Origin of the sequence: Photorhabdus stackebrandtii, from assembly GCF_011189495.1 — a bacterium.
GTDB classification, from domain to species: domain Bacteria; phylum Pseudomonadota; class Gammaproteobacteria; order Enterobacterales; family Enterobacteriaceae; genus Photorhabdus; species Photorhabdus khanii.
Genome location: NZ_PUJV01000015.1, coordinates 78,929 through 102,579, shown reverse-complemented (window position 1 = coordinate 102,579; position 23,651 = coordinate 78,929). Strand labels below are relative to the sequence as shown.

Here is a 23,651-nt window from a genome sequence, read left to right as displayed (position 1 = left end):
ACGTTTAAGACGAAGACGTGGATAGGCTGGGTGTGTAAGTGCAGCGATGCATTGAGCTGACCAGTACTAATGAACCGAGCGGCTTAACCTTACAACACCGAAGGGGTTTTGGTGTGAGAGATGAGAGTATTTCAGCTTGTTTGCCAGATTGGTTCGGATGGTGGTGTGTTGAGCAGGCACATCACGGTCGGAATGAACTGAATTTGCCTGGCGGCGATAGCGCGGTGGACCCACCTGACCCCATGCCGAACTCAGCAGTGAAACGCCGTAGCGCCGATGGTAGTGTGGGGTCTCCCCATGTGAGAGTAGGGAACTGCCAGGCTTTAATTGAAGTAGAAACCCTCAGCGCCTGCTGGGGGTTTTTGCGTTTCAGGGGGATGATTTTATTAACTGATTAACTGATTAACTGATTTCATCCGATATTCATTTCCTTTTAGAAACCAAGGCGAGTCTCATATTTTTAGAATGGGTATTTTTATTTAAAAATAAATCACATTTAATTAAAAAAACATCCTGAATGACAATTTAAAGACTATTGATAAAGCTGTATTGAATGGGAAAGATTATCAGTACCTATTTATTGGTTGCTTTTTCATAAAATAGAATCCCGGCCCATCGATAAGGTTTACCAGTGATCCTGAACGGGTTTTAGGTCATCATCCTTTATTCAATCTTCATAAATCAGCAATTAAATAATCTGATAATATAAAAATACCTCTTTCTGTTTTTTCGGATAATCCCCCCCTTTTTTTCAGGGTTTAAATCCTGCTAGATTAACCGTTTTATCCATTTTTTATTGTGTTATTTTTATGGTTTTCTTCATAAATAACCATCTAGAAAGTACTTGAAAATCCACCCGTTCAGAAAATATTCTTTTGCGTACGAATTTCTTTTCAACTTGCTATTAATGGTTAATGATTTTCGATTAAAGATAATTAATGCTCCTGTTGAAAAGTTGTATTTATTGAGTTAAATCCGCCATAGATATAAAAACTTTAATGCCTCTGTATTTACGCTTTTAAATTACAGGTTCATTTCGCGGGCATCAAGACTGTAATTTAAACTGTTATTAAAAATCATTGTTTTAACTTATGGTTTTAATAGGTATAAAGTTTTAGCCGCTGTTTTTACCACTTTTAATGTCTGCTTTTTGTTAACTTTAATCATTATCGAATATCGTGTTTTACGCTTAATGAACACTAGTCATACCCGTTTTTTATCTTTATTGATCGGATAATCACCTCCTTTATTTTCAGGGCTTAAATCCTACCAAATTAACTATTTTATCCCTTTTATTATTGCGTTATTTTTAGGTTTTCTTCGTAAAATAGCCGGCGAAAAAGCACTTGAACACCTCTCTATTTGGAAAATATTCTTTTGCGTGCAGATTTCTTTTCAACTTTCTATTAATGATTTTCGATTAAACGTTATTAACTCTCCTGTTGAAAAGTTGCATTTATTGAGTTAAATCCTCCCTGGATATAAGAGTTTTAATGCCTCTGTATTCGCACTTTTAAATGCTTATGACAGAATTGGATAAATGTAAAATAAGCAAAGTATAGAATCGCTGATAAATGAATTAAACGGTTTTTAATCTGATAGAAAGAAAATGAATCAGGATATTCTCAGTTCAGCTCGTTATGATGGGAATCTTCTCATATTCATAAAGCTACCTTATCGAGCTGGTTGTTGACAGATTATAATTAGTTCGAATATCTGTTTCAGAGGAAGCTACATGTATTTCGGCACTGGAGGCAGATCTGATAGCTTAACAATAAGAATAATTTATTAATAGATCTTGTCTTTTTGTATTGATTTCTAGCGTATTTCATTCCATTTTTAAGTAAATTTGCCTTATTATCTTTTTATATAAAAATGAAATTCAAATTATTTTTTGTTTAAAATATTAAAAATTTATTAACTATTTTCATGTTAGATATCGTGGTATGAACAAAATGAAATAATTTCAGTTTACTTGTAAAGCCTCGACATTTAGCTAATATTTAGTTAGATTTAGCTATCTAGAAGTCTAAGTGTATAAATGGATAAAAAATCGAGGTTATAGCATGCCAATTTGTATACCGGATGAATTACCGGCAGTGAATTTCTTACGAGACGAAAATGTGTTCGTGATGACATCTACCCGTGCAAATATTCAAAATATACGTCCGCTAAAGGTATTGCTGCTTAACCTGATGCCAAAGAAAATTGAGACTGAAAATCAATTCTTACGGTTGCTATCTAATACGCCTTTACAGGTAGATATCCAGCTACTCAGGGTGGATAACCGGAAATGTAGGAATACGCCTGTTGAGCATTTGAATAACTTTTATTGTGATTTTGAGCAAATAAAACACCAAAATTTTGATGGCTTAATTGTCACTGGTGCTCCATTGGGGTTAGTTGAATTTGGAGATGTGGCATATTGGGGGCAGATCGAAAGAATAATTAGTTGGGCAAAGGAGCATGTAACTTCTACTCTATTTATCTGTTGGGCGGTACAAGCGGCTTTGAATATTTTGTATGGTTTGCCGAAGCTTACCAGAGAAGTAAAATTATCAGGTGTTTATTATCATACGACGCTGGAGCCTCTGGCACTATTGACTAGAGGGTTTGATGAATCTTTTTTTGCTCCTCATTCCCGCTATGCGGATTTTCCTGAGCCGGTTATTCGTGAACATACCGATCTGGATATTCTTTCCAGCTCTGAAGATGCAGGCGTGTATTTACTGGCGAGCAAAGATAAACGCATGGTGTTTGTAACGGGTCATCCTGAATATGATGCCGGAACACTGGCCGGTGAGTATTTACGTGATTTAGCGGCAGGTCTGGATCCAAAGATCCCAATAAATTATTTCCCAGATAATAATCCAGAAAGAAAACCATTGGCATCATGGCGTAGCCATGGGCATTTATTATTTTCCAACTGGCTGAATTACTATGTATATCAGATTACGCCATATGATCTTACTTACATGAATCCAACTCTGGATTAACTTTATGAATGGCTGAATCTCAGCCATTCCATCATCCTACCACCCAGATTTTTTTCTGATCTTCTGTCAAAACACCGCACTTTTTGTAGTTTATCTTATATAACAAAAGCTTAACAAAATGATTTTATAATTTATGGAATCAATTTCTCTAATTATACATGGGTAATTTGTCATTTAATTCATTGTTTTTACTTGGATAAAAATAAATTTATTTAAAAATGGAAATCGTTTTTGATTTATTTTAAATATCGATTACTCTTATTCAGGTGTGCTTTAAAATGAGGATGAGTGAATGATGCAGCAAACTTTAGCGACTGAATTATCGTTTATTAAGCAATTTGGCGCGGCAGAACAGGAGGTTTTGACGCCTGAAACGGTAAATTTTCTGGCAAATCTGGTTGTTCAGTTTACTGATACACGGAAAAAACTATTAGTGGATCGGGATATTTGGCAGCAGAAAATTGATGGTGGCGAATCGCCTGATTTCATTTCGGAAACCAGTTCCATTCGAGAAAGTAAATGGAAAATTCAAAACATTCCAGCCGATCTCCGTGATCGCAGAGTAGAAATCACTGGACCAGTAGAACGGAAAATGGTTATCAATGCCTTGAATGCGAATGTAAAAGTTTTCATGGCTGATTTCGAAGATTCCTTAGCACCGGCCTGGGATAAGGTTATTGAAGGACAAATCAATTTACGTGATGCTGTTAATGGCACAATTTCTTACGTTAATGAGCAGGGTAAGCAGTATCAGTTACGATCAGATCCGGCTGTTTTGATCGCACGGGTAAGGGGGCTTCATTTACCGGAAAAACATGTTCTCTATCAGAATGAACCCATTGCCGGCGGATTGTTTGATTTCGCGCTCTATTTTTACCATAACTATCAGCAATTGCTGGCAAAAGGGAGTGGTCCTTATTTTTATTTACCAAAAATTCAGTCTTACCACGAAGCGCAGTGGTGGAATGATGTGTTCAGTTTTACAGAGGATCGCTTTGATTTACCGAGAGGCACCATCAAAGCAACGGTATTGATTGAAACCCTGCCTGCTGTATTCCAGATGGATGAGATTCTTTACCATCTTCGTCATCATATCGTTGGTCTTAACTGTGGTCGCTGGGATTATATTTTCAGCTATATCAAGACACTGAAAAATCATGGTGATCGGGTTTTGCCTGATCGTCAATCTGTCACGATGGATCAACCTTTCCTGAGTGCTTATTCCCGTTTACTGATCAAAACCTGCCATAAACGCGGAGCATTTGCGATGGGGGGAATGGCGGCCTTTATTCCAAGTAAAGATTCTGAACACAACAAATGGGTGTTAGATAAAGTTCGGGCGGATAAAGAGTTGGAAGTGCGAAATGGTCATGATGGTACATGGGTTGCTCATCCAGGTCTTGCCGATACGGTAATGGAGATTTTCGATAAAGCATTGGGAGAACGGCAAAACCAGTTAGCTATTTCCCGCGGAGAAGATGCACCTATTACGGCTGTGCAATTGCTGGAACCTTGTCCTGGAGAGCGTACTGAGGAAGGGATGCGCGCCAATATCCGCGTAGCAGTTCAATACATTGAAGCCTGGATTTCAGGAAATGGGTGCGTGCCTATCTATGGCTTGATGGAGGATGCTGCGACAGCAGAAATTTCCCGGACATCCATTTGGCAATGGATTCATCATGAAAAATTATTATCCAATGGTAAAAAAGTGACAAAAAATTTGTTCAGGCAAATGCTGGAAGAGGAAATGGAGGTCATTAAGCAAGAAGTTGGAGAAACACGTTTCAGCCAAGGGCGATTTAACAATGCGGCCAAGTTGATGGAGCGTATTACGACTCAGAATGAGCTGATAGATTTCCTGACCTTGCCGGGATATCAATTGCTCGACTAAGCAACGAATAATAATAAATCACCATTATCCGATTAATTTAATAAAGATAGGAAGTAGACGTCATGACAATCTCCAGAACTCAACAAATCGCTCAACTGGAACAGGAATGGAAAAGCACTCGCTGGAATGGAATTATCCGCCCGTACAGTGCGGAAGATGTGGTCAAATTGCGTGGTTCGGTTAATCCCGAACATACATTGGCACAGCTTGGCGCCAAAAAATTGTGGGAACTGCTGCATGGCAAAGCAAAGAAGGGTTATGTGAACTCATTGGGTGCATTAACTGGCGGACAGGCATTACAGCAGGCAAAAGCGGGTATTGAGGCGATTTATCTTTCTGGCTGGCAGGTTGCGGCTGATGCTAACACCGCATCCAGTATGTATCCTGATCAATCCCTCTATCCTGTGGATTCGGTTCCGGCGGTAGTCAAACGTATTAACAACAGTTTCCGCCGCGCAGATCAGATTCAGTGGGCAAATAGCATTGGTACTGATAGCCAGGAATATACCGATTATTTTCTGCCAATTGTGGCAGATGCGGAAGCAGGATTTGGTGGTGTCCTGAATGCCTTTGAATTGATGAAAGCCATGATTGAGGCTGGCGCTGCGGCTGTTCACTTTGAAGATCAACTTGCCGCGGTGAAAAAATGTGGTCATATGGGCGGTAAAGTTCTGGTTCCGACACAAGAGGCGATTCAAAAATTGGTTGCTGCGCGTCTGGCAGCGGATGTTTCCGGCGTGCCGACATTGCTCATTGCCCGTACAGATGCCGATGCAGCTGATCTGCTGACTTCTGATTGTGACGCTTATGACAGTGAGTTTATTACTGGCGAACGGACTTATGAAGGATTTTTCCGTACCAGAGCAGGTATCGATCAGGCGATTAGTCGCGGTTTGGCTTATGCTCCATATGCTGATGTGGTGTGGTGTGAGACATCAACACCGGATATCGAAATGGCCCGCAGTTTTGCCGAGGCGATTCACGCCAAATATCCCGGTAAGTTATTGGCCTACAATTGTTCTCCATCGTTCAATTGGAAAAAGAATTTGGATGATAAGACTATTGCGCGTTTCCAGGCTGAATTGTCAGCAATGGGCTATAAATTCCAATTTATTACTCTGGCGGGTATCCACAGTATGTGGTTCAACATGTTCGACCTGGCGCATGCTTATGCGCAGGGCGAGGGCATGAAACATTATGTGGAGAAAGTTCAGGAAAGAGAGTTTGCATCTATTGAGCGTGGTTATACCTTCTCTTCCCATCAGCAGGAAGTGGGTACAGGCTATTTCGACAAAGTGACCACGATTATTCAGGGTGGTACATCGTCAGTGACTGCATTGACTGGTTCTACGGAAGAGCAGCAGTTCTGAGTATTGTGTTTCTTATGTTATTCAGCCTGCTTATTGCAGGCTGAATATATTGAGGGGTTGCGATGGGGATAGATTCAGCACATCTGATAGCACAAACGATTTTACAAGGATTCGATGCACAGTATGGTCGCTTTTTGGAGGTGACTTCAGGTGCACAGCAACGCTTCGAACAGGCTGACTGGCGCGCCGTTCAGCAAGCGATGAAAAAGCGTATCAATCTTTATGATCATCATGTTGGGCTGGTTGTTGAGCAGCTTAAATGTATACATGGTGCTTTCGGATATGATGAAGAGTACATTGCCGAAGTGAAGGTGGTTTATACTAGTTTATTACCGGATTATCCCCGGTTTGAAATTGCCGAAAGTTTTTTTAATTCTGTTTATTGTCGTCTGTTTGAGCATCGTAACCTGACACCGGATAAGTTATTTATTTTTACCTCCCAGCCTGCCCGCAGATTCCGGGATATTCCCCGGCCGTTATCCCGTGACTTTTTTCCTGATGGCAGTCTTGCTTCAATGTTACGGACAATGCTTAATGATCTGCCGCTTCGTTTACATTGGGAAGATCTGAAAAGGGATATTCGTTACATCACGGATTATCTGCAACGAACATTTCCAGCCGCAGAATTATTACAGGCGACGTTTCAGATAGCGAATGAACTGTTTTATCGTAACAAAGCCGCCTGGCTAGTGGGTAAAATCCGCATTGAAAATCAGGTTTATCCTTTCTTATTGCCGATCCATCATAACGAATCTGGTGGGATTTTTATTGATACCTGTCTGACCGATCAGGCTGATGCCAGCATTGTGTTCGGTTTCGCCCGCTCTTATTTTATGGTTTATGCGCCTTTGCCTGCGGCTTTGGTCGAGTGGTTGAGGGAAATTCTGCCGGCCAAATCAACCTCTGAACTTTATATGGCCATTGGCTGTCAGAAGCACGGTAAGACAGAATATTACCGGGAATATCTAGCATTTATTACCTTCTCTAAAGAGCAATTTATGATTGCTCCCGGTGTTAAAGGTATGGTGATGTTGGTGTTTACTTCCCCTTCACTTGATAGAGTATTCAAGGTTATTAAAGATAAATTTGCGCCGCAGAAAGAGGTGACGCAGGAGCGGGTGCAGGAGTGCTACCGTCTGGTCAAAGAGCATGACCGTGTGGGAAGAATGGCTGACACACAGGAATTCGAAAATTTTGTTATTGATAAGGCCCGTATCAGTCCTGAACTAATGGCAGAGTTGCAGAAAGAAATACCGGAAAAACTGGAAGATTTGGGGAATAAGATCCTTATCAAGCATCTGTATATGGAACGCCGGATGACACCGTTGAATATCTATATGGAACAGGTGAATGAACAGAAACTGAAAGATGCGATTGAAGAATACGGTAATGCGATTAAACAACTTGCTGCGGCGAACATTTTCCCTGGGGATATGTTGTTTAAAAATTTTGGTGTGACACGGCATGGGCGTGTGGTGTTCTACGATTATGATGAAATCTGTTATATGACGGAAGTTAACTTCCGCGATATACCGCTGCCGCGTTATCCAGAAGATGAATTTGCCAGTGAACCTTGGTACAGCGTAGCGCCAAATGATGTTTTTCCTGAGGAATTCCGACATTTTCTTTGTACTGACAGTCGTATTCGCCGTTATTTTGAAGAGATGCATAGTGATTTGTTCAAAGCAGATTATTGGCGAGCGCTACAGGAACGGATTAAAGGTGGTCATGTGGAAGATGTGTTTGCATATCGCCGTAAACAGCGGTTTAGCCAGCGAATTGAGAGTAATGATGCAGAAACCCGTTATGCTGTTGCCTCCAAAGATTCAGTGTGATGTTTACTCATGGCAGTTGCTATTGGCAACTGCTGTTTTCATCCGCTATTAGCCGAATCTGTGGCTCATCAGTAGTTAATATTATTATCTTCATTAAATTATTTACTTAAGTTAAATATAAATTAATTCCGATTTATTTTTCTTATTCCGGATATGAATATCCCTAAAAATAATAAATCTGAAGTTTAATGTAAAATATATTTTTTCTTAAGAAGGTATAATCGTAATGTAAATTAAAACCATATATTTTGCGATTTCTTTAAGAAATAAAAATGGACTGTTTATTTTTTGGTGTTCTATAATTTCATTGAGTTCAGAAAAAAATATTTTTGTCACAGCTAATGACTAAAAAATAATGAATATTTTTAAATCTTAATTAAAATTTTATATAATTGAATGAAATCATTTAAGGAGTTAATAATGGCTAGTGTAATTTTATATGGCGATAAAATTCATATCAAAAATAACTATAATAATGGAAATGGTGGTTATCTGGATACTAATGGTCATGCAAATATGTCGGAAGCAAAATATAACGTACTTACGGCTTCTTCACCGACACGTGGTCCGGGTACAGGTACATGGCAAATCTTATCTGCGAGCGGAAAGAACATAGGGGCAGCGGTTTATAGTGATGATACGGTGTTTCTTGTGAACCTTTACCAAAATAATGGAGGATATCTTGGCACTAATGGTTTCGCACCGTCGCCTGAGCTCTATAATGTTTACACGGCTGATAAAACAGCACGTCCGGTTGAGACCCTGACATGGTACATTTTTTCAGATACAACCAATGGATATGATGGTAAAGTTCGTGAAGGCGATATTATCCGTTTTCTGAATGGTTATTATAGTGTACGCGGGGGATTTCTCGATACTTGTTTCAATGCTACTGCTCCTGGTGCAGTATATAATGTATATACTTCACGTCTTTCTAATCGAGGCAACGGAACAGGCACTTGGAATCTATCAAAAGTGATTTAATAAGGATGGCACTCATCGATTAGTGCTTTATTAACTCATCCCCCTATATCTGTAAGGGTCTGGAAATATAATTGTCTTCGGACCCTTTATCTCATTTGTTACTGATATTATTTCTAAACTGGTTAAATAATTTCGTTATTATTCTGTTGTATTACCGATAATATTTTCAGGAATATTATAAAGTAAGTTGAATTTATTGGGCTGAAAAGACAGGGCATGAAAAAATCAATGCCCTGAGAAGGAGATGATAATTTAATAAAAAGAATTAACGAATCCCACCATATTCTTTACTGATCTCTTTTGCTGCACGGATAACTGAGGCACCAAGTTCAGTGACGCGATCATCGGTGATCCGAGATACAGGTCCGGAAATGGAAATAGCAGCGAAGGCTTGGTGATGCTCATCATAAATACAGGCGGCAATACAGCGCAGACCTAAAGCATGCTCTTCATCATCGAACGAATACCCTTGTTTACGTGCTTGTTCCAGATTTTCTTTTAAACTCGAAGGGGTTGTCTTGGTATGTTGTGTGTAAGCATGAAGCCCTTTCTTATGCAGTAATTGAACCAGTTGGTTATCTGATAGTGTTGAAAGGAATGCTTTTCCCGCCCCGGAAGCATGCATAGGCAATTTGCCACCAATAGGTGCGGACATTCTCATCAGGGCATTACACTGCACCTGATCGACAATAACCGCCTCATATTCACTGTGATCAAGAATAGCCAGATTGACGGTTTCACCGGAATCTTCCATCAGGCGGCGAAGGATAGGGTGAATAAGTGCCAATAGATTGCGGCTTTGCAAGAAACTGCTGCCGACAATAAACGTGTGTGAACCGATAACCCACAATCCTAAATCGCCAATTTGGCGGGCAAAACCGTGCTGTTGCAAAGTGGTTAGAAGGCGGTGAGTGGTGGAGTTTGGTAATCCGGCTTGCTGTGCTAAATCAGTCAGCGCGATACCACCAGGTGACTCGGAAATAGATTCCAAAAGGTTAAGTCCGCGACTTAATGACTGTACCTGCCCGTTAGCAGCAGCATTATTCGTCGTAATCTTGGTCCTTTTTGTTTTTTTACTGGTAACGGCAGTGCTCATTGAAATACCCTCTGAATGATAAGATGGAATTCATTTTCATTTCTCATTATGGACGATAAACCTAAAAAACACTCATCCGATGTGTGGAGAATGCTACCTGTCATTGAGATCTTAAAAAAACTTATCATGGAGGCTAACGTGGCTGGCTCAGTGCGACTCAAGTTATATACACTTGAACCCACTATCGTGTTCTGAATTCATCTTATTCAGGTAACAGGATGAAAGGGTAATAATAGACACTTGTAGGCGTTGGCGAACAATGTTAATAATATTTCTATGAAATTAATGTATAAATAATATATATGCATTAGCATAATAAGTGAAAATGATTTCTGAATGTATTGTTTAACTGGAACATGAATAAAGTTAATTTTTTTATGTGTTTTCTTAATTAAGATCATCTATCTTTATTATCAACTGTGTGTTTTTCTATATAGTTATATCTATCTGTAAACATTACCCATATATATTTAATATATTCAGGATCGATATTATTATTGATTGGTAATTAATTGTTATTAATATCTGCATGGTATAATTTATTTTCGAAATTAAGTTATGTGTGAGGTGTAAAATAATTCTTACAGAAAATAATTTGTAAAATAATATATGTTTCTTGATTTATCGATAGCCTGTTACTAAGAAAGTATAAGGGACTTTTTTATTGGTTAATAATAATTTGAAAACCACCAATAGCCCGGAGGGCCAGAGATAAACAAATATTTGACATTTATCGTATTAAAAACACGAATTTTTTTTCAGCTCTAATTACCGATGACAGTCACTGGAGCATGATGTAGCCAATGGGAATATGCAGATATGAAAAATAATATTGCAGGTAATAGTTTTAAAGTGGCTGGCAATTTTCTCTGTAATTATAAGGTTTATCAGGGAGATAGTCATGGCAGGGTTATTGTATTGTTACCGGCTATTGGTGTGGAAATCAGGAAGTATGAAACTCTGATACAACAACTGGTAAAAGAGAGTTTTCAGGTTGTGACTGCTGATATGCCAGGTTATGGAGACAACCAACCCAAACCCAGCAGGGAAAATGATTATAACTATTCCGATCTGCTGCGGGATTATCTTCCCGCGATGTTGGACAAGGCTATTCAATTAAATAGTAAGGAAATTCCTATTGTTTTCGGTCACAGCCTTGGGGGGCATGTTGCTACGCTTTTTGCCTGTTCAACTGACCGGCCTTTTTCTCTGTTTTGTGTAGCAACCGGGAACGTGTGGTATAAGAATTGGCAGGGAATGGGGCGGATACAGATGATAAAGGCCGCGATTGTTTTTAACATTCTGACTGCGTTATATGGTTATCTCCCTGGGAAAAAGATTGGTTTTGGTATCAGAGAAGCTAAGGGGTTAATGCGGGACTGGTCCAGAACGGTCTGTACAGGGAATTATGACCATATCAGTGCTTATAACGGTAAGAGGAATAAGCACTTATCTAAAGTGGTTTATATTTGTTTCAAAGAAGATAATTGGGCACCGTTAAAATCTACCCAGTCATTGGCAAATCTTATACCTCACGCAAAAGTTAGTGAAATAACCCTGGCTCTTAAAGGGAATCCTCATAGTGTCTGGATTAAACAGCCAGAAGACATTATTGCAATCATGAAGAGAGAAATGATGGAGAATAAAAATGATTAATACATTGAAAATTCTACGTTGGGAATTTCTGGGATTGTTTTTCATCGGTTTATTTCTAACCTGGCAGCTTGAGAGTTATATCAATTGGTGGCAATTTATTTTGTTATTTTTTCTGATTGATATTATCGGCTATTACCCCGGACGGATCTGGAGCTTGCTGAATAAAAAAGAGGTTCCGCCATCTGCTTTTTATACTGTTTATAATATTTGCCACAATTTATTCACGCTTAGCATGATTACTTTGCTCTGGCTCTGGTTATTTCAGGATAATTACAGTGTAATTGCATTATTTGTCCATATTTGCCTGGATCGAGGTGTACTGGGAAATTTCCCTAAATTATCTATTAATGTATTTAAGCAGCCAACTGTTCATTGAAATGAAGCATTACAGAGAGATAACTCTATCTAAATAGGAATTTATATCATGGGCTTAATTAAACAGGCATCGGAAATAGAAATGCAGGCAAAGGATTGGGGATTGGATGAATGGTTTACTGAACAGGTAGAGGTTGAACAAAGACAAAAAAAACATTATGCCAATGATCTTAAACTAACCTATTTGCCCGGTGATTTACGGGAATCTCTGATTAGGGAGCTCTCTTTTAAATCGATTTCAGAATATGAAGCGACTAAGGCATTGTTGTTGCTTGCAGATAAGGCACCTGACAATATCAACTTTGATTATATGTTGACCCAGATATTTGATGAAGGCAGACATGCCAAATTATTCAGGGAACACCTGGTGAGAATAGGCTTCGCGGATATCAACAATGTCGCCGGAAAAATGGAAAGCCTTTTACGGGGAAAAATGGCCCATATGCTGGAGACATTGAGAACCTATTTTGACAAGTGGGTGGTATTGAAAAATGACTACATCGCAGGTGTGCTGATCATTACTGTTGTTCTGGAAGGGGTGCTGGCGCCAACCTCAGAACTCAGTGAGATTAAATGGCGTCCTTTTGATATTACCGCTGCTGAGACTCAGGCCAGAGCTAACGCCGATGAATTAAGGCATCTGACTGTGTGTGCAAACATCGTCAAAATGGCGCTCGAAAAGGATAGCTCGTTAAAGCAGCCGGCTCTTGAGTGTATAGAAGAAGGATTGGCGTTATGGCATCAGGTCTCTGTTGATGACTTGTTTGTAGAGCGTGAAATGTTCTATCAACGGGGTATGCAGAGCAATTTGCGTTTTATTGACGGCTATGAATTGGCGCCTGGAATGCTGTTATCCGAGTCTACAGTGGAATCTCGTCTTGAGCTGTCTCATTCTTTGGTTGAGCAGATGCAACAGTCCCGCCTTGAGTATATGGGCTTAGTGTAGATATCAGGCTTATTCAGTGGGTTGTTTGAATGAGCATATGGAGAGTTGAAAATGACAGATATTGTTGAAGAATTCAGGAAAAATAGCGGGAAATATCAGCATCTGACGCCTGATAGGTTGAAGAGAGAGTTGTTGGATTCTGAGGCCGCTTCACAATGCCTACGCTTGGCAGCCCAATCCAGCATTGAGGGGCTTCATCAGGTGGGTAAGACTATTCGTGAAGTCTCTTCATGGCTTCCCTCTATCGGTATTGCCTTAACCATGCATAATCATATTGTACTGGCTTGCAGTAAGTTTCCCGATTTATTCGAAGATAACAACATATTATTGAATGAGGTGATGGCTTCAAAAGCGTTGGTTGCTTCTGCTTTTGCTGAGGGGTTGCCTGGAGCGAGTATTTTTATGCCCTCACTTAAAATGCATTCTAAAGGAGGAAAACTATTGGTTAATGGTTCGAAGAAACCCTGTTCTCTATCTTCGATTGCTGATTATTACGTATTATCGGTCTGCGACACAGATAATAACAATGAAATGAGAGTTGTGTTGGTTTCTAAATCGGCGCAGAGTATTAAGGTTATTCCTTTCTGGCGACTGGGGATTTTTACTGAAAGTGATAATCAAGAAGTCAAATTTTTGGATACTGAAGTTTCATTAGAACGTCTTTCTCATTATAAGGGGCTTGAACAGCAAGCAGTCCTTTCCTACGGTTTATCACTATTTAATTATTTTGCCGCTAATACTTACTCTGGTATTTTGGGTGGGCTCGCTCGTTTTATTCCTGAGAAAGTGGCAGAACAGCAGCCAATTAAATACACCCTGACCCAAGCTGATTACAAGATTAATGTTATTCTCGATCAGATGCTGATGATAGCTTTTTATGCTAGTCAGGATGATAACGCTGTCTATAAGATCCTCGCGTTACGTTATACCTTGGAAAATATCCTTGAAGAGACTGCCAATTTTATATTCCGATGTTGCGGTGGGATTAAGGTGATGACAACACCAGAAATTATGAGTTTCTATTCCGCTGTACAGTTATTCAAATTTCATCCTGTAGGAGAATTCCAGATGATTAACCAAATAATGCAGCCAGCTTAATGATTTTTTAGATCACCTGTTTTATAACTCAAGAATTTTCCCATGCTGTTTACAGCATGACTTTGTGCACCTAAAAAAAAGAGAGAGAACTATGTTTGTTAATCAATATCGTGAGAGTTTATTAAACTCTGTGGGACTTGAACTGGATATTAAGTCTGCTAAAAATAACCGGCTTACATTATCGGATGGCCGGGTTGTTAAAGACTTTTTGGCTCAATATGGTGCATTGCCATTTGGGCATAATCCTGATTTCGCTATCACCGAAGTCAGTAAGTTCATTGAGAATAAAGAACCCATCTTCTTTCAGCCCAATATTCACAAAAAGGTACGGTTATTGGCTGAAATGCTGGCAGAACAAATAGACAAGGAAAAATATACCCACTGTACTTTTACTAACAGTGGTGCTGAGACGGTAGAAGCGGCGATTAAGTTTGCACGTCTGGTGACCGGTAGAAAAAGTATTTTGAGTCTGAATCGCAGTTTCCACGGTAAAACCTACTCGGCATTATCTGCTACAGGCTCAAATCGGTTTAAAGCTGATTTCATTTACGATGATAAGCTATATGAACATGTTGATAGCGAAAACCTGGATGAAATAAAAAGAAAGCTGGAAAGCCGGGAATTTGCTGCATTTATCGTTGAACCGGTACAGGGAGAAGGTGGAATGAAAGTGATTCCATCGGAGACGCTCTCTAGTATTTTGCAACTGTGTAAGGCTAATGGCACCTTGTCAGTATTTGATGAAGTTCAGACTGGTATCGGTAGGCTGGGGGCATTCTGTGCCGCCACGCTCTACTCCCTGAAACCGGATGTGATCCTGTTTTCTAAGGCGTTGGGTGCGGGTATCTCGCCTATTGGTGCAATGTTGTATTCAGATGAACTTTATGTTTCCGAGTTCGACAAGAAACACAGCTCCACGTTTGCCAATAATGTTCTGGCGGCGACTATGGGGATTGCTGTTATCGAACATCTGACTAAAGATGACGGCAAGGCGTTAACGCATGTTCAGGAGGTCAGCAATTATGTTGATGAATGTCTTGAACAGTTGGCCGCTAAATACCCGACGCTTTTTTATTGGCAAGGTGCCGGCTTGATGCGGGGTCTGGAAATACAGGACAGTAAAGCGGTTTCCAACATATTTATCAATTTCAGCCAACGAAGTGGTGGTTTGGCTTACATTATTTGTAGTTTCTTATTGAAACACTATGGCATTTTCACCATGCCATTGATGTCCCGTCCTTGTTCTGTACGCTTTGAGCCGCCGCTTAACGTTGCCAAAGAAGATATTAAAGCGTTTTTCACGGCTTTTGATGAGGTTTGTAAACTGGTCCAGAATGGGCGATATGACATTCTGTTTTCACACTTGATAGACTTATCTGTTGCGGATCTCCCGCCACCGTCGGTCAGTTATCCAATTTCAAAAAACAACAATGTTGCTCAGATTAAAGCGCCTGTACCGCAATTGGTTGAGGGTAAGAAATTCGCTTTCCTGATTCATACCACTTCGGTCAGTGAGCTTGCGCATTCCTATTGTCTGTCAATAAAGGAGAATTACACACCGGAGCAACAGAAACAGCTCGGTAACTGGATCACGGAAGTTTCCGCGATTGATTTCAATCCTGATATCGCGGTTGAGTTTGGTGTCGAAAGCTCAACGGCATACGCTAACGGTATGCTTCTTTTCTCACCTATCAGTCCCGAAGATATGATGGCTTTGTCGGTGAAAGAACGGGCGGTGTTAATGAAGGAGTATTTTGATATAGCAGAGAAAAATGGTGCTGAAATAGTTGGATTAGGCGCTTATACATCGGTGATTACTGATGGGGGTAACAGCTTGGTGAATAATCGGCAGGGCCGGATAGTGACTAACGGCAATTCTCTGACGGCGATGGCGGTGGTTGAGGGTATTCGTTCAATGTTGGCTGAAAATGCGTCCCAGCAAACGTTGGCGGTAGTGGGGGCCAGAGGCTCTGTCGGCCGGCTTTCTGTCACCGGTTTAGCCCATAACTTTGGCCGGATTATCCTGGTTAGCCGCCCCAATAAAGCACGCATTTTGCTTTCTGAGCTGACCAAGGCGCTTCTCTCCACGGTGTTAAAAACTCACGATATTATCCAGCCAGATTCTGTCATGGATAAGATGAGGAAATGGCTTGTTAAACAAAATCCCGGTGTCACCGATGCCCGTGTGTTGCATCAGCAAGTTCTTGAAGTCATTGGCACCTTTGGTTTAGAAGCGATAGAGAGTTATGAACAATCTTTGAGTCAGGCTGACTTTATCGTCTCAGCAACCAGTGAAGGCAAGCCTTTCTTGAATACGAATTACTTGAAAGATTCCGCCATTGTTTTTGATGCGGCCAGACCATTCGATTTCATTCGTGACGGTAACCATCTTGTTTATGAAGGTGGTTTGGTCTATCAGCCTGAGAAAGTCACTTACAGCGATTGCAATCTGATCGATGTCCCTGCGGGGGTCAATCTGGCTTGCTTGTCAGAAACCATTGCTGTGGCGCTTGAGCAGGTGAGTGTTCATCAAAGCATCGGCAAGTCTATTGATTACAATGATGCATTAGCCATCCGGGATATCGCCAGGAAGCATGGGTTTATCCCGGTCCAGTATGCCCCGAAGAATCAAGGTGAACGTTATGAGTATGTTGCCTGATATTCCCCAGGTTATTACCACCGGGAACGCTCAGGATGTTCTTGGCAACAGTCATCTTAGAAAGGTGCTTTGCTATGCAAAGCACCCGTTGAGTAGCCTGTTGTTCAATAGTGAAACACTGTGGTTTACGAATCAGAAGGGAGCGATTGGTTTCTTCCAGGACAAAAACCTGCATATGTGTGTTGGTGGCATCTTGGCGCCTGATGAAGAACGCGCTGCACTTTTGCAGTTATTTCTCAATTTCACCAGAGAAAAACGGGCTTTCCCGGTTTTTTTGCACGGTGATGAGAGTGACTTTGTGTTGTTGAAGAATAATGGCTTTTCGGTGAACCAGCTTGGGGCCAGTTATTCACTAAGCCTTAATGGATATGACATGAAAGGCAAACGGTTTCAGCAGCTTAGAAATAAAATTAACAAATCCAGAAGGGCAGGAATTTCTGTTCGTGAGATAAGCTCGCAAGAGGAATATTATCGACTTAAACCACAGCTAGAACAGATTAATCAACTTTGGTTGAAAGAAAAACATGCGAAAGCCCTGAAAAAACTGGTGATTGACTTCAACACCGTGGAAGTGAGTTCAGGTGAGCACAGAGTCTATATTGCAACTCGGGGAGAACAGATTCAGGCATATATCGTCTATAGTTACACTTGGGGGGAGACATCGGGGTGGTTTCATAATCTATCCCGAAAGAAACCGGACATACCCGACGGCACTATGCAGTTTATTAATGAAACCGCGATTAATGACTTCCTGGGAGAGGGGACAGTTTCCTACCTTCATTTAGGTTTCACCCCATTGGTGGAGTTTGGTGAGGAGAGGAACTTCAATGATTCGGCAATCTTTCATAAAATTGCCAAATGGTTGTCATCAAAAGGCGGCATTGTTTATCCTGCCGCTTCGCAACGTCAATATAAAATGAGCTGGCGGCCGTCGTTAATTGAACCGGAATATATCGCTTTCCCCAAGGGAAAAGCCATGAAAGCATTATGGTCAACATTGCGGACGACCAATAGTATTTGATGTTGTAAGAAGTTTTCTTTTAATGTTGGGTAACAGGTGATCAATGAGGGGCTAAAAATACTAAACTGATCACCTGTCATGGCTAATAGTTATTTTTATATTAGTCTATTTTCTATGATGAAATTATTTTCACTGAGCGTATATATCTAAAATTATTTTTCTCTTCATAAGTTATTGTTACCTTATTTTTTTGCTGAAATGAAGATAGTAACGTGTTATATATTATGGATAAACCAATATTCATGTTCACGTCCAGATTCCAATCTAAATAAAATTTAGATTGTTGTCCATTATTTTGTTTAACTTTAATTTCTGTATTATTGGGATAGGGGTTTCCTGTTCCTGATTCTAACGATAATATTATTCCTGTGGAATTTTTATATGGGGGAGTTAATTCTATATTTTCTTTCATTTGTTATTCCTGTTTTTAACTTGTTTTTTATGATGTATAAGATAATTTTAATTTATCTTAGTAGGAGGAGGGTTCCAATGTTAAACATTGGAATAAGGAAGAGTTATTTTATTTTTGGAATGTAAATTTATAATAGATCAATATAAATGTAATAATAATATTATCTTGTGTTTTATTATCAGCTGTTGGGTGATAGGATAAATGGAAAAATTAACATAAAATAACCAAGTAAATCATATTTTTTCTCACTTAAAACTGACTTGAATTATTACCGACCCACTTTAGACGATATTTATTGATTTTTTAACATAATATGCCCCTCAGTCTTTTGGCTGAGAGGGATATCAAGGTCTACGAAACTATATTCACTCACTCAAATAAACACTGATGAAGTGTTTGAACAATTTGTTCTGCGTCGTTGCCTTGAACAAGCAGGCACAGATTATGGTTGCTGGCGCCGTGACTGATCATACGGAGATTGAATCTTTCCAGCGCACTAAAAACCTGTTTTCCTAATCCACTGGTTTGAGAAAGCTGATTACCAATAATCGCTATCAGCGCCAGATCTTCTTCCACGTCAACCCTGCACAACGTTGAAAGTTCAGCCATTAGTGCATTGGTCAGCAAACTGCCATTCGTGCTGGTAGAGCCGGTGGTATCGAGTGTTAATGCCACATTCACTTCAGACGTGGTGATCAAGTCCACGGAGATGTTATGACGCGACAGGATGGTAAATATTTCAGCCAAAAATCCCTGTGCGTGTAGCATTTTCAGGCTGTGCAATGTCAGTAATGTTTGTTGCCGGCGCAGAGTGATAGCACGGAACCGTGGCGGTGCTTCTGTCGTATCGCAAACCAGCGTACCGCCGGCCTGGGGATTTTTACTGGAGCCAACAAATACCGGAATACCACAGCGAATAGCCGGAAACAGTGTTGCCGGGTGCAGGATTTTAGCACCAAATGTTGCCATCTCCGCCGCTTCATCAAAGGCAATTTTATCAATTCGTTGAGCCGCAGGAGCCACCCGCGGATCTGTGGTGTAAATCCCCGGAACATCTGTCCAGATATCAACACGTTCCAGATTCAGGGCTTCCCCCAACAGTGCCGCGGTATAGTCACTGCCACCACGTCCAAGTGTAGTGGTACGGCCTTTCTCTTCACGACCAATAAAGCCTTGAGTGACAATCAGGGTATTTCTCAGATGAGGTAAGAGATGTTCAGTTGCCAGTATTCGAAGCTGTGTGTTGTTTGGTTCTGCACGACCAAAACTATCATCGGTACGCATAATTTTGCGAATATCAAACCATTCGGCATCGGTACCACGCTGGCGAAGCAACTCGGTAAACAACAGCGTGGACATCAGCTCTCCGTGGCTGACTAATTCATCTGTCAGTGCATCCGAAGTTGCCAGCGATGCTGTTTCAGAAAGTGCTTTAATATTTTCCAGCAGACGGTTGATTTCCCGACGAATAGCATCAGATATGTGCAAACGATCAGCAATCGCATATTGAATGGTGTGGATTTGTTTCAGATAGCTAGCCCGTTTATCTGCATCGCAGCCTTCCGCCAGCGCGATTAATAGGTTAGTCATACCAGCAGAAGCAGACAGTACAACGACACGAACTTCTTTATTTGCCAGTACGATATCTGCACTGCTATTCATGGCATCGAAATTTGCCACGCTGGTACCACCAAATTTTGCGACGATATACCCGCCGGTTTCCGGGAAAAGGGATGAAACAGAACTCATTGCGATAACCTTATGTTGACTGGATGGAATTTTAGAAATATCGGGTTAACCGATTTGAGTCAACGTAGTGAAGGGTTATATCAATATCTTTCATGATGATAGGATAATCATAAAAGAAATTGAGGATAGCGGAGAGAGTTGGTTGTTTTTCATGTAATCCAGCAAATAGAGCTAGAAAAACTTGATTGTTTTGACCAATATCAGTGATTAAAGGAAAGGAGGCTTTAATCACAGAATTACGGGTTACAATCTTTTTTACCTCCAATTATTTACAGTCAGTTGATAGAGAGCATCGCCATGAAAAATATCAATCCTAGTCAAACTTCAGCCTGGAAGGCATTAGAACAGCATTTTGAGCAGATAAAAGGTATTCACATACGTGAGTTGTTTGGACAGGACAAAGAGCGTTTTGCTAAGTTCTCCGTAACGTTTGATGACCAGATCCTGGTGGATTTTTCGAAAAACCGCATCACAACCGAGACATTGGAAAAGTTACAGGTGCTGGCGAAAGAGACGGATGTTGCCGGGGCTATTCGCAGCATGTTCTCCGGTGAGAAAATTAACCGTACTGAAGATCGCGCTGTACTGCATATTGCTCTGCGTAATCGCAGCAATACCCCGATTATTGTTGATGGGGAAGATGTTATGCAGCAGGTTAATGCTGTGTTGGCAAAAATGAAAAATTTCAGCCAACGCGTAATTAACGGTGAGTGGAAAGGCTATACCGGTAAGGCGATGACTGATGTTGTGAATATTGGCATCGGTGGATCAGATCTCGGCCCTTATATGGTGACTGAAGCGCTGAAGTCCTATAAAAATCATCTGAATATGCATTTTGTTTCTAATATTGATGGGACCCATATTGCGGAAACCCTGAAAGCGCTTAACCCAGAAACGACGCTGTTTCTGATTGCTTCCAAGACGTTCACTACACAGGAAACAATGACTAACGCTCACTCTGCGCGTAACTGGTTCCTGAAAACTGCCGGTAATGAAGCGCATGTTACGAAGCATTTTGCCGCGCTTTCCACCAATGAGCAGGAAGTTGAGAAATTTGGTATTGATACCCAAAATATGTTTGAGTTCTGGGATTGGGTGGGTGGTCGTTATTCATTATGGTCAGCGATTGGTTTGTCTATTGCGCTCTCTATTGGGTTTGATAATTTTGAACAACTACTTAGTGGTGCACACGCAATGGATCAGCATTTTTCCCATACCCAGTTTGAGCAGAATATCCCCGTATTACTGGCGCTGATTGGCATCTGGTACAACAATTTCTTTGGCACGGAAACTGAAGCGATTCTGCCATATGATCAATATATGCATCGTTTTGCAGCATACTTTCAGCAGGGCAATATGGAATCCAACGGTAAATATATTGATCGCAATGGTCATCCGGTGGATTACCAAACCGGTCCGATCATCTGGGGAGAGCCTGGAACTAATGGTCAGCATGCTTTTTATCAACTTATTCATCAGGGCACTAAACTGATCCCTTGCGATTTTATTGCTCCGGCGATTAGCCATAACCCATTGAGTGACCATCACAACAAATTGTTATCCAACTTCTTTGCTCAGACAGAAGCGTTGGCATTCGGTAAAACCCGTGGGCAAGTGGATGCTGAATTTGCCGCTAGTGGTAAAACTGTGCTTGAAGTCGGGCATGTTGCACCATTTAAAGTGTTTGAAGGAAACCGTCCGACGAATTCCATTTTGTTGCGTGAAATTACCCCATTCAGTTTGGGTGCGTTGATTGCCATGTATGAGCACAAAATATTTGTACAAGGGGCGATTCTCAACATTTTCACCTTTGACCAATGGGGAGTTGAGCTGGGTAAGCAACTGGCTAATCGTATTTTGCCAGAACTTGAAAAGGGTGAAGAAGTTGCCGATCATGATAGCTCGACAAATGGGTTGATTAACCGCTTTAAAGCATGGCGTTAATCACTTATTCTGAATTAGGGATTTAATTTGTATGAGCGAATTGTGTTGAACATAATTCGCTCATTTTTGGCAAGCATTATTTACAGAATTTGTCATAACTTTTTATTCTGTATACCTACAACGTGGTATTCTCTGTGCCCATCAATTGTACGACCGGATAAAAGAAATTTGTCTTAATGGAAACTCGCATGTTAACTGACTCGATCTTAACAACTGCGCCTATTCAGTGGGTTTCGGTGGATTCATCTGGCTTGCCTGATGAGATTTCAGATTGGCTGATGGAGTTGGGATCAATGACCCGCCGTTTTGAACAATACTGTGACCATGTTCATGTTGTACCATTCAGAGAGTCTTTTATCACAGTGGAAGAACTTTTCGATGAAAGTGAGCATTTGCTAACTTGTCAGAGGTACTGGCTGCGTGAGGTCGTGTTATACGGTGATAATATCCCCTGGTTATTGGGAAGAACGTTAATACCTGAAGCAACATTAACCGGTCCTGATGAAAATCTGGTTGATTTAGGAACAGTCCCGCTTGGGCGATATCTTTTTAGTAGCAATAAATTAACACGGGATTATATTCATGTAGGACAACAGGGGAAGCGTTGGGCAAGGCGATCATTGCTGAGGTTATCAAGCAAGCCATTATTATTAACGGAAATCTTCTTGCCTGAATCACCTGTATACAAAAAATAAAATTTAAACAAGGGGGAAACAGAAGTGGCGGGAAGTATGACGCAAAGTAAATGGCAGGCCTATTGCCGTTTAGTGCGTATTGACAGACCCATAGGTTCGTTATTGTTGTTATGGCCAACATTTTGGGCTTTATGGATTGCTGGGAAAGGTATTCCGGATATGCACATATTGTTGGTCTTTACTGCCGGTGTGTTTCTGATGCGTGCAGCAGGATGTGTCATTAATGATTTTGCTGACAGAAAATTTGATGGTTATGTCGAACGTACAAAAGCACGTCCCCTGCCCAGTGGTGCTATCAGTGAAAAAGAGAGTAAGATCCTGTTTGTTGTACTGGTGCTGATCTCTTTCGGGTTGGTTCTGGCGCTGAATAAGATGGCTATCTGGTTGTCAGTCGCTGGGTTAGCTTTGGCTTGGTTTTATCCCTTTGTTAAACGGTTCAGTCATCTTCCTCAGTTTGTATTGGGAGCGGCTTATGGCTGGTCTATCCCAATGGGATTCGCTGCGGTTAGTGAGTCCTTACCACTAGAATGCTGGCTATTATTCTTGGTTAATATCTTGTGGTCAGTTATTTATGATACACAGTATGCCATGGTTGATCGTAACGATGATCTGAAAATTGGTGTTAAGTCTACTGCTATTCTGTTTGGTCATTTCGATAAGCTGATTATTGGCTTGCTACAACTTGTTATGTTGCTGGTTTTGCTGTTGGTGGGTTATATGATGAATTTGGGCGGCATCTACTATTGGTCATTGTTGCTTGCCGGTGCCTTATTTATTTATCAGCAGAAATTGATTGCAGGTCGGGAAAGAGAGCTTTGTTTCCAGGCATTCCTCAATAATAACTATGTTGGTGTGGTGTTATTTTTGGGTATCTTCTTCAGTTACGTTTGATATATCTGGTGATAATGGGGAAAACCCATTATC

At 40.7% G+C, this 23,651-nt stretch carries 17 protein-coding genes and 2 rRNA genes; 16 read left to right on the top strand and 3 right to left on the bottom strand.

The annotated features are described in order from the left end of the window. The 7 genes from C5470_RS13890 to C5470_RS13860 all read left to right on the top strand — a co-directional run. Positions 1-91: ribosomal RNA gene (locus C5470_RS13890) — 23S ribosomal RNA — on the top strand; the annotation flags it as partial. Between the two features lie 115 nt (positions 92-206). Then, positions 207-322: ribosomal RNA gene (gene rrf, locus C5470_RS13885) — 5S ribosomal RNA — on the top strand. A gap of 1,744 nt (positions 323-2,066) precedes the next feature. Further along, on the top strand, positions 2,067-2,996 hold the full coding sequence (gene metA, locus C5470_RS13880; RefSeq protein ID WP_166290067.1) for a homoserine O-acetyltransferase MetA: 930 nt from the start codon (positions 2,067-2,069) through the stop codon (positions 2,994-2,996). A gap of 292 nt (positions 2,997-3,288) precedes the next feature. Next, complete coding sequence (aceB, locus tag C5470_RS13875; protein WP_166290064.1) at positions 3,289-4,887, top strand: malate synthase A; 1,599 nt, start codon at positions 3,289-3,291, stop codon at positions 4,885-4,887. Between the two features lie 62 nt (positions 4,888-4,949). Next, positions 4,950-6,257 (top strand): isocitrate lyase, encoded by a 1,308-nt coding sequence (gene aceA / locus C5470_RS13870; protein WP_166290061.1) that lies wholly within the window; start codon positions 4,950-4,952, stop codon positions 6,255-6,257. 62 nt (positions 6,258-6,319) lie between these two features. Further along, complete coding sequence (gene aceK / locus C5470_RS13865; protein WP_166290058.1) at positions 6,320-8,092, top strand: bifunctional isocitrate dehydrogenase kinase/phosphatase; 1,773 nt, start codon at positions 6,320-6,322, stop codon at positions 8,090-8,092. A 420-nt stretch (positions 8,093-8,512) separates the two neighbouring features. Further along, positions 8,513-9,076 (top strand): hypothetical protein, encoded by a 564-nt coding sequence (locus tag C5470_RS13860; protein WP_166290055.1) that lies wholly within the window; start codon positions 8,513-8,515, stop codon positions 9,074-9,076. Positions 9,077-9,341: 265 nt separating this feature from the next. On the opposite strand, the gene iclR is transcribed toward C5470_RS13860, so the two are convergent. Further along, on the bottom strand, positions 9,342-10,172 hold the full coding sequence (gene iclR / locus C5470_RS13855) for a glyoxylate bypass operon transcriptional repressor IclR (protein ID WP_166290052.1): 831 nt from the start codon (positions 10,170-10,172) through the stop codon (positions 9,342-9,344). Between the two features lie 819 nt (positions 10,173-10,991). On the opposite strand from iclR, the gene C5470_RS13850 reads away from it, so the two are divergent. From C5470_RS13850 to C5470_RS13825, 6 genes are all read left to right on the top strand, one after another. Next, positions 10,992-11,828, top strand: a complete 837-nt coding sequence (locus C5470_RS13850; RefSeq protein WP_166290049.1) for an alpha/beta fold hydrolase — start codon at positions 10,992-10,994, stop codon at positions 11,826-11,828. Next, on the top strand, positions 11,821-12,204 hold the full coding sequence (locus tag C5470_RS13845; RefSeq protein WP_166290046.1) for a DUF4260 domain-containing protein: 384 nt from the start codon (positions 11,821-11,823) through the stop codon (positions 12,202-12,204). The genes C5470_RS13850 and C5470_RS13845 overlap by 8 nt, the downstream gene beginning before the upstream one ends. A gap of 48 nt (positions 12,205-12,252) precedes the next feature. Next, the gene (locus C5470_RS13840) at positions 12,253-13,149 is read left to right on the top strand and encodes a hypothetical protein (protein WP_166290042.1); all 897 of its coding nucleotides are present in this window, start codon (positions 12,253-12,255) and stop codon (positions 13,147-13,149) included. A gap of 51 nt (positions 13,150-13,200) precedes the next feature. After that, positions 13,201-14,247, top strand: a complete 1,047-nt coding sequence (locus C5470_RS13835) for an acyl-CoA/acyl-ACP dehydrogenase (RefSeq protein ID WP_166290037.1) — start codon at positions 13,201-13,203, stop codon at positions 14,245-14,247. A gap of 91 nt (positions 14,248-14,338) precedes the next feature. Then, the gene (locus C5470_RS13830) at positions 14,339-16,906 is read left to right on the top strand and encodes an aminotransferase class III-fold pyridoxal phosphate-dependent enzyme (protein ID WP_166290034.1); all 2,568 of its coding nucleotides are present in this window, start codon (positions 14,339-14,341) and stop codon (positions 16,904-16,906) included. Continuing rightward, positions 16,890-17,927 carry a DUF2156 domain-containing protein gene (locus C5470_RS13825; protein WP_166290031.1) on the top strand — a complete coding sequence of 346 codons (1,038 nt, stop codon included), beginning with the start codon at positions 16,890-16,892 and terminating at the stop codon, positions 17,925-17,927. Before C5470_RS13830 ends, C5470_RS13825 begins: the two co-directional genes overlap by 17 nt. Positions 17,928-18,039: 112 nt before the next feature. Here C5470_RS13825 and C5470_RS13820 read toward each other — a convergent pair whose 3' ends face one another. Together C5470_RS13820 and lysC are read right to left on the bottom strand one after the other, a co-directional pair. Continuing rightward, positions 18,040-18,339, bottom strand: a complete 300-nt coding sequence (locus tag C5470_RS13820; RefSeq protein ID WP_023044494.1) for a hypothetical protein — start codon at positions 18,337-18,339, stop codon at positions 18,040-18,042. Positions 18,340-18,708: 369 nt separating this feature from the next. Then, positions 18,709-20,088 (bottom strand): lysine-sensitive aspartokinase 3, encoded by a 1,380-nt coding sequence (lysC, locus tag C5470_RS13815; RefSeq protein ID WP_166290028.1) that lies wholly within the window; start codon positions 20,086-20,088, stop codon positions 18,709-18,711. Between the two features lie 297 nt (positions 20,089-20,385). On the opposite strand from lysC, the gene pgi reads away from it, so the two are divergent. The 3 genes from pgi (at position 20,386) to ubiA (ending at position 23,618) form a co-directional block, all read left to right on the top strand. Further along, positions 20,386-22,032 carry a glucose-6-phosphate isomerase gene (pgi, locus tag C5470_RS13810; RefSeq protein ID WP_166290025.1) on the top strand — a complete coding sequence of 549 codons (1,647 nt, stop codon included), beginning with the start codon at positions 20,386-20,388 and terminating at the stop codon, positions 22,030-22,032. Between the two features lie 188 nt (positions 22,033-22,220). Next, positions 22,221-22,727, top strand: a complete 507-nt coding sequence (ubiC, locus tag C5470_RS13805) for a chorismate lyase (RefSeq protein WP_166290022.1) — start codon at positions 22,221-22,223, stop codon at positions 22,725-22,727. Positions 22,728-22,763: 36 nt separating this feature from the next. Then, a complete protein-coding gene (ubiA, locus tag C5470_RS13800; RefSeq protein ID WP_166290019.1) occupies positions 22,764-23,618 on the top strand; it encodes a 4-hydroxybenzoate octaprenyltransferase in 855 nt (284 codons plus the stop codon). Positions 23,619-23,651 lie beyond the last annotated feature (33 nt).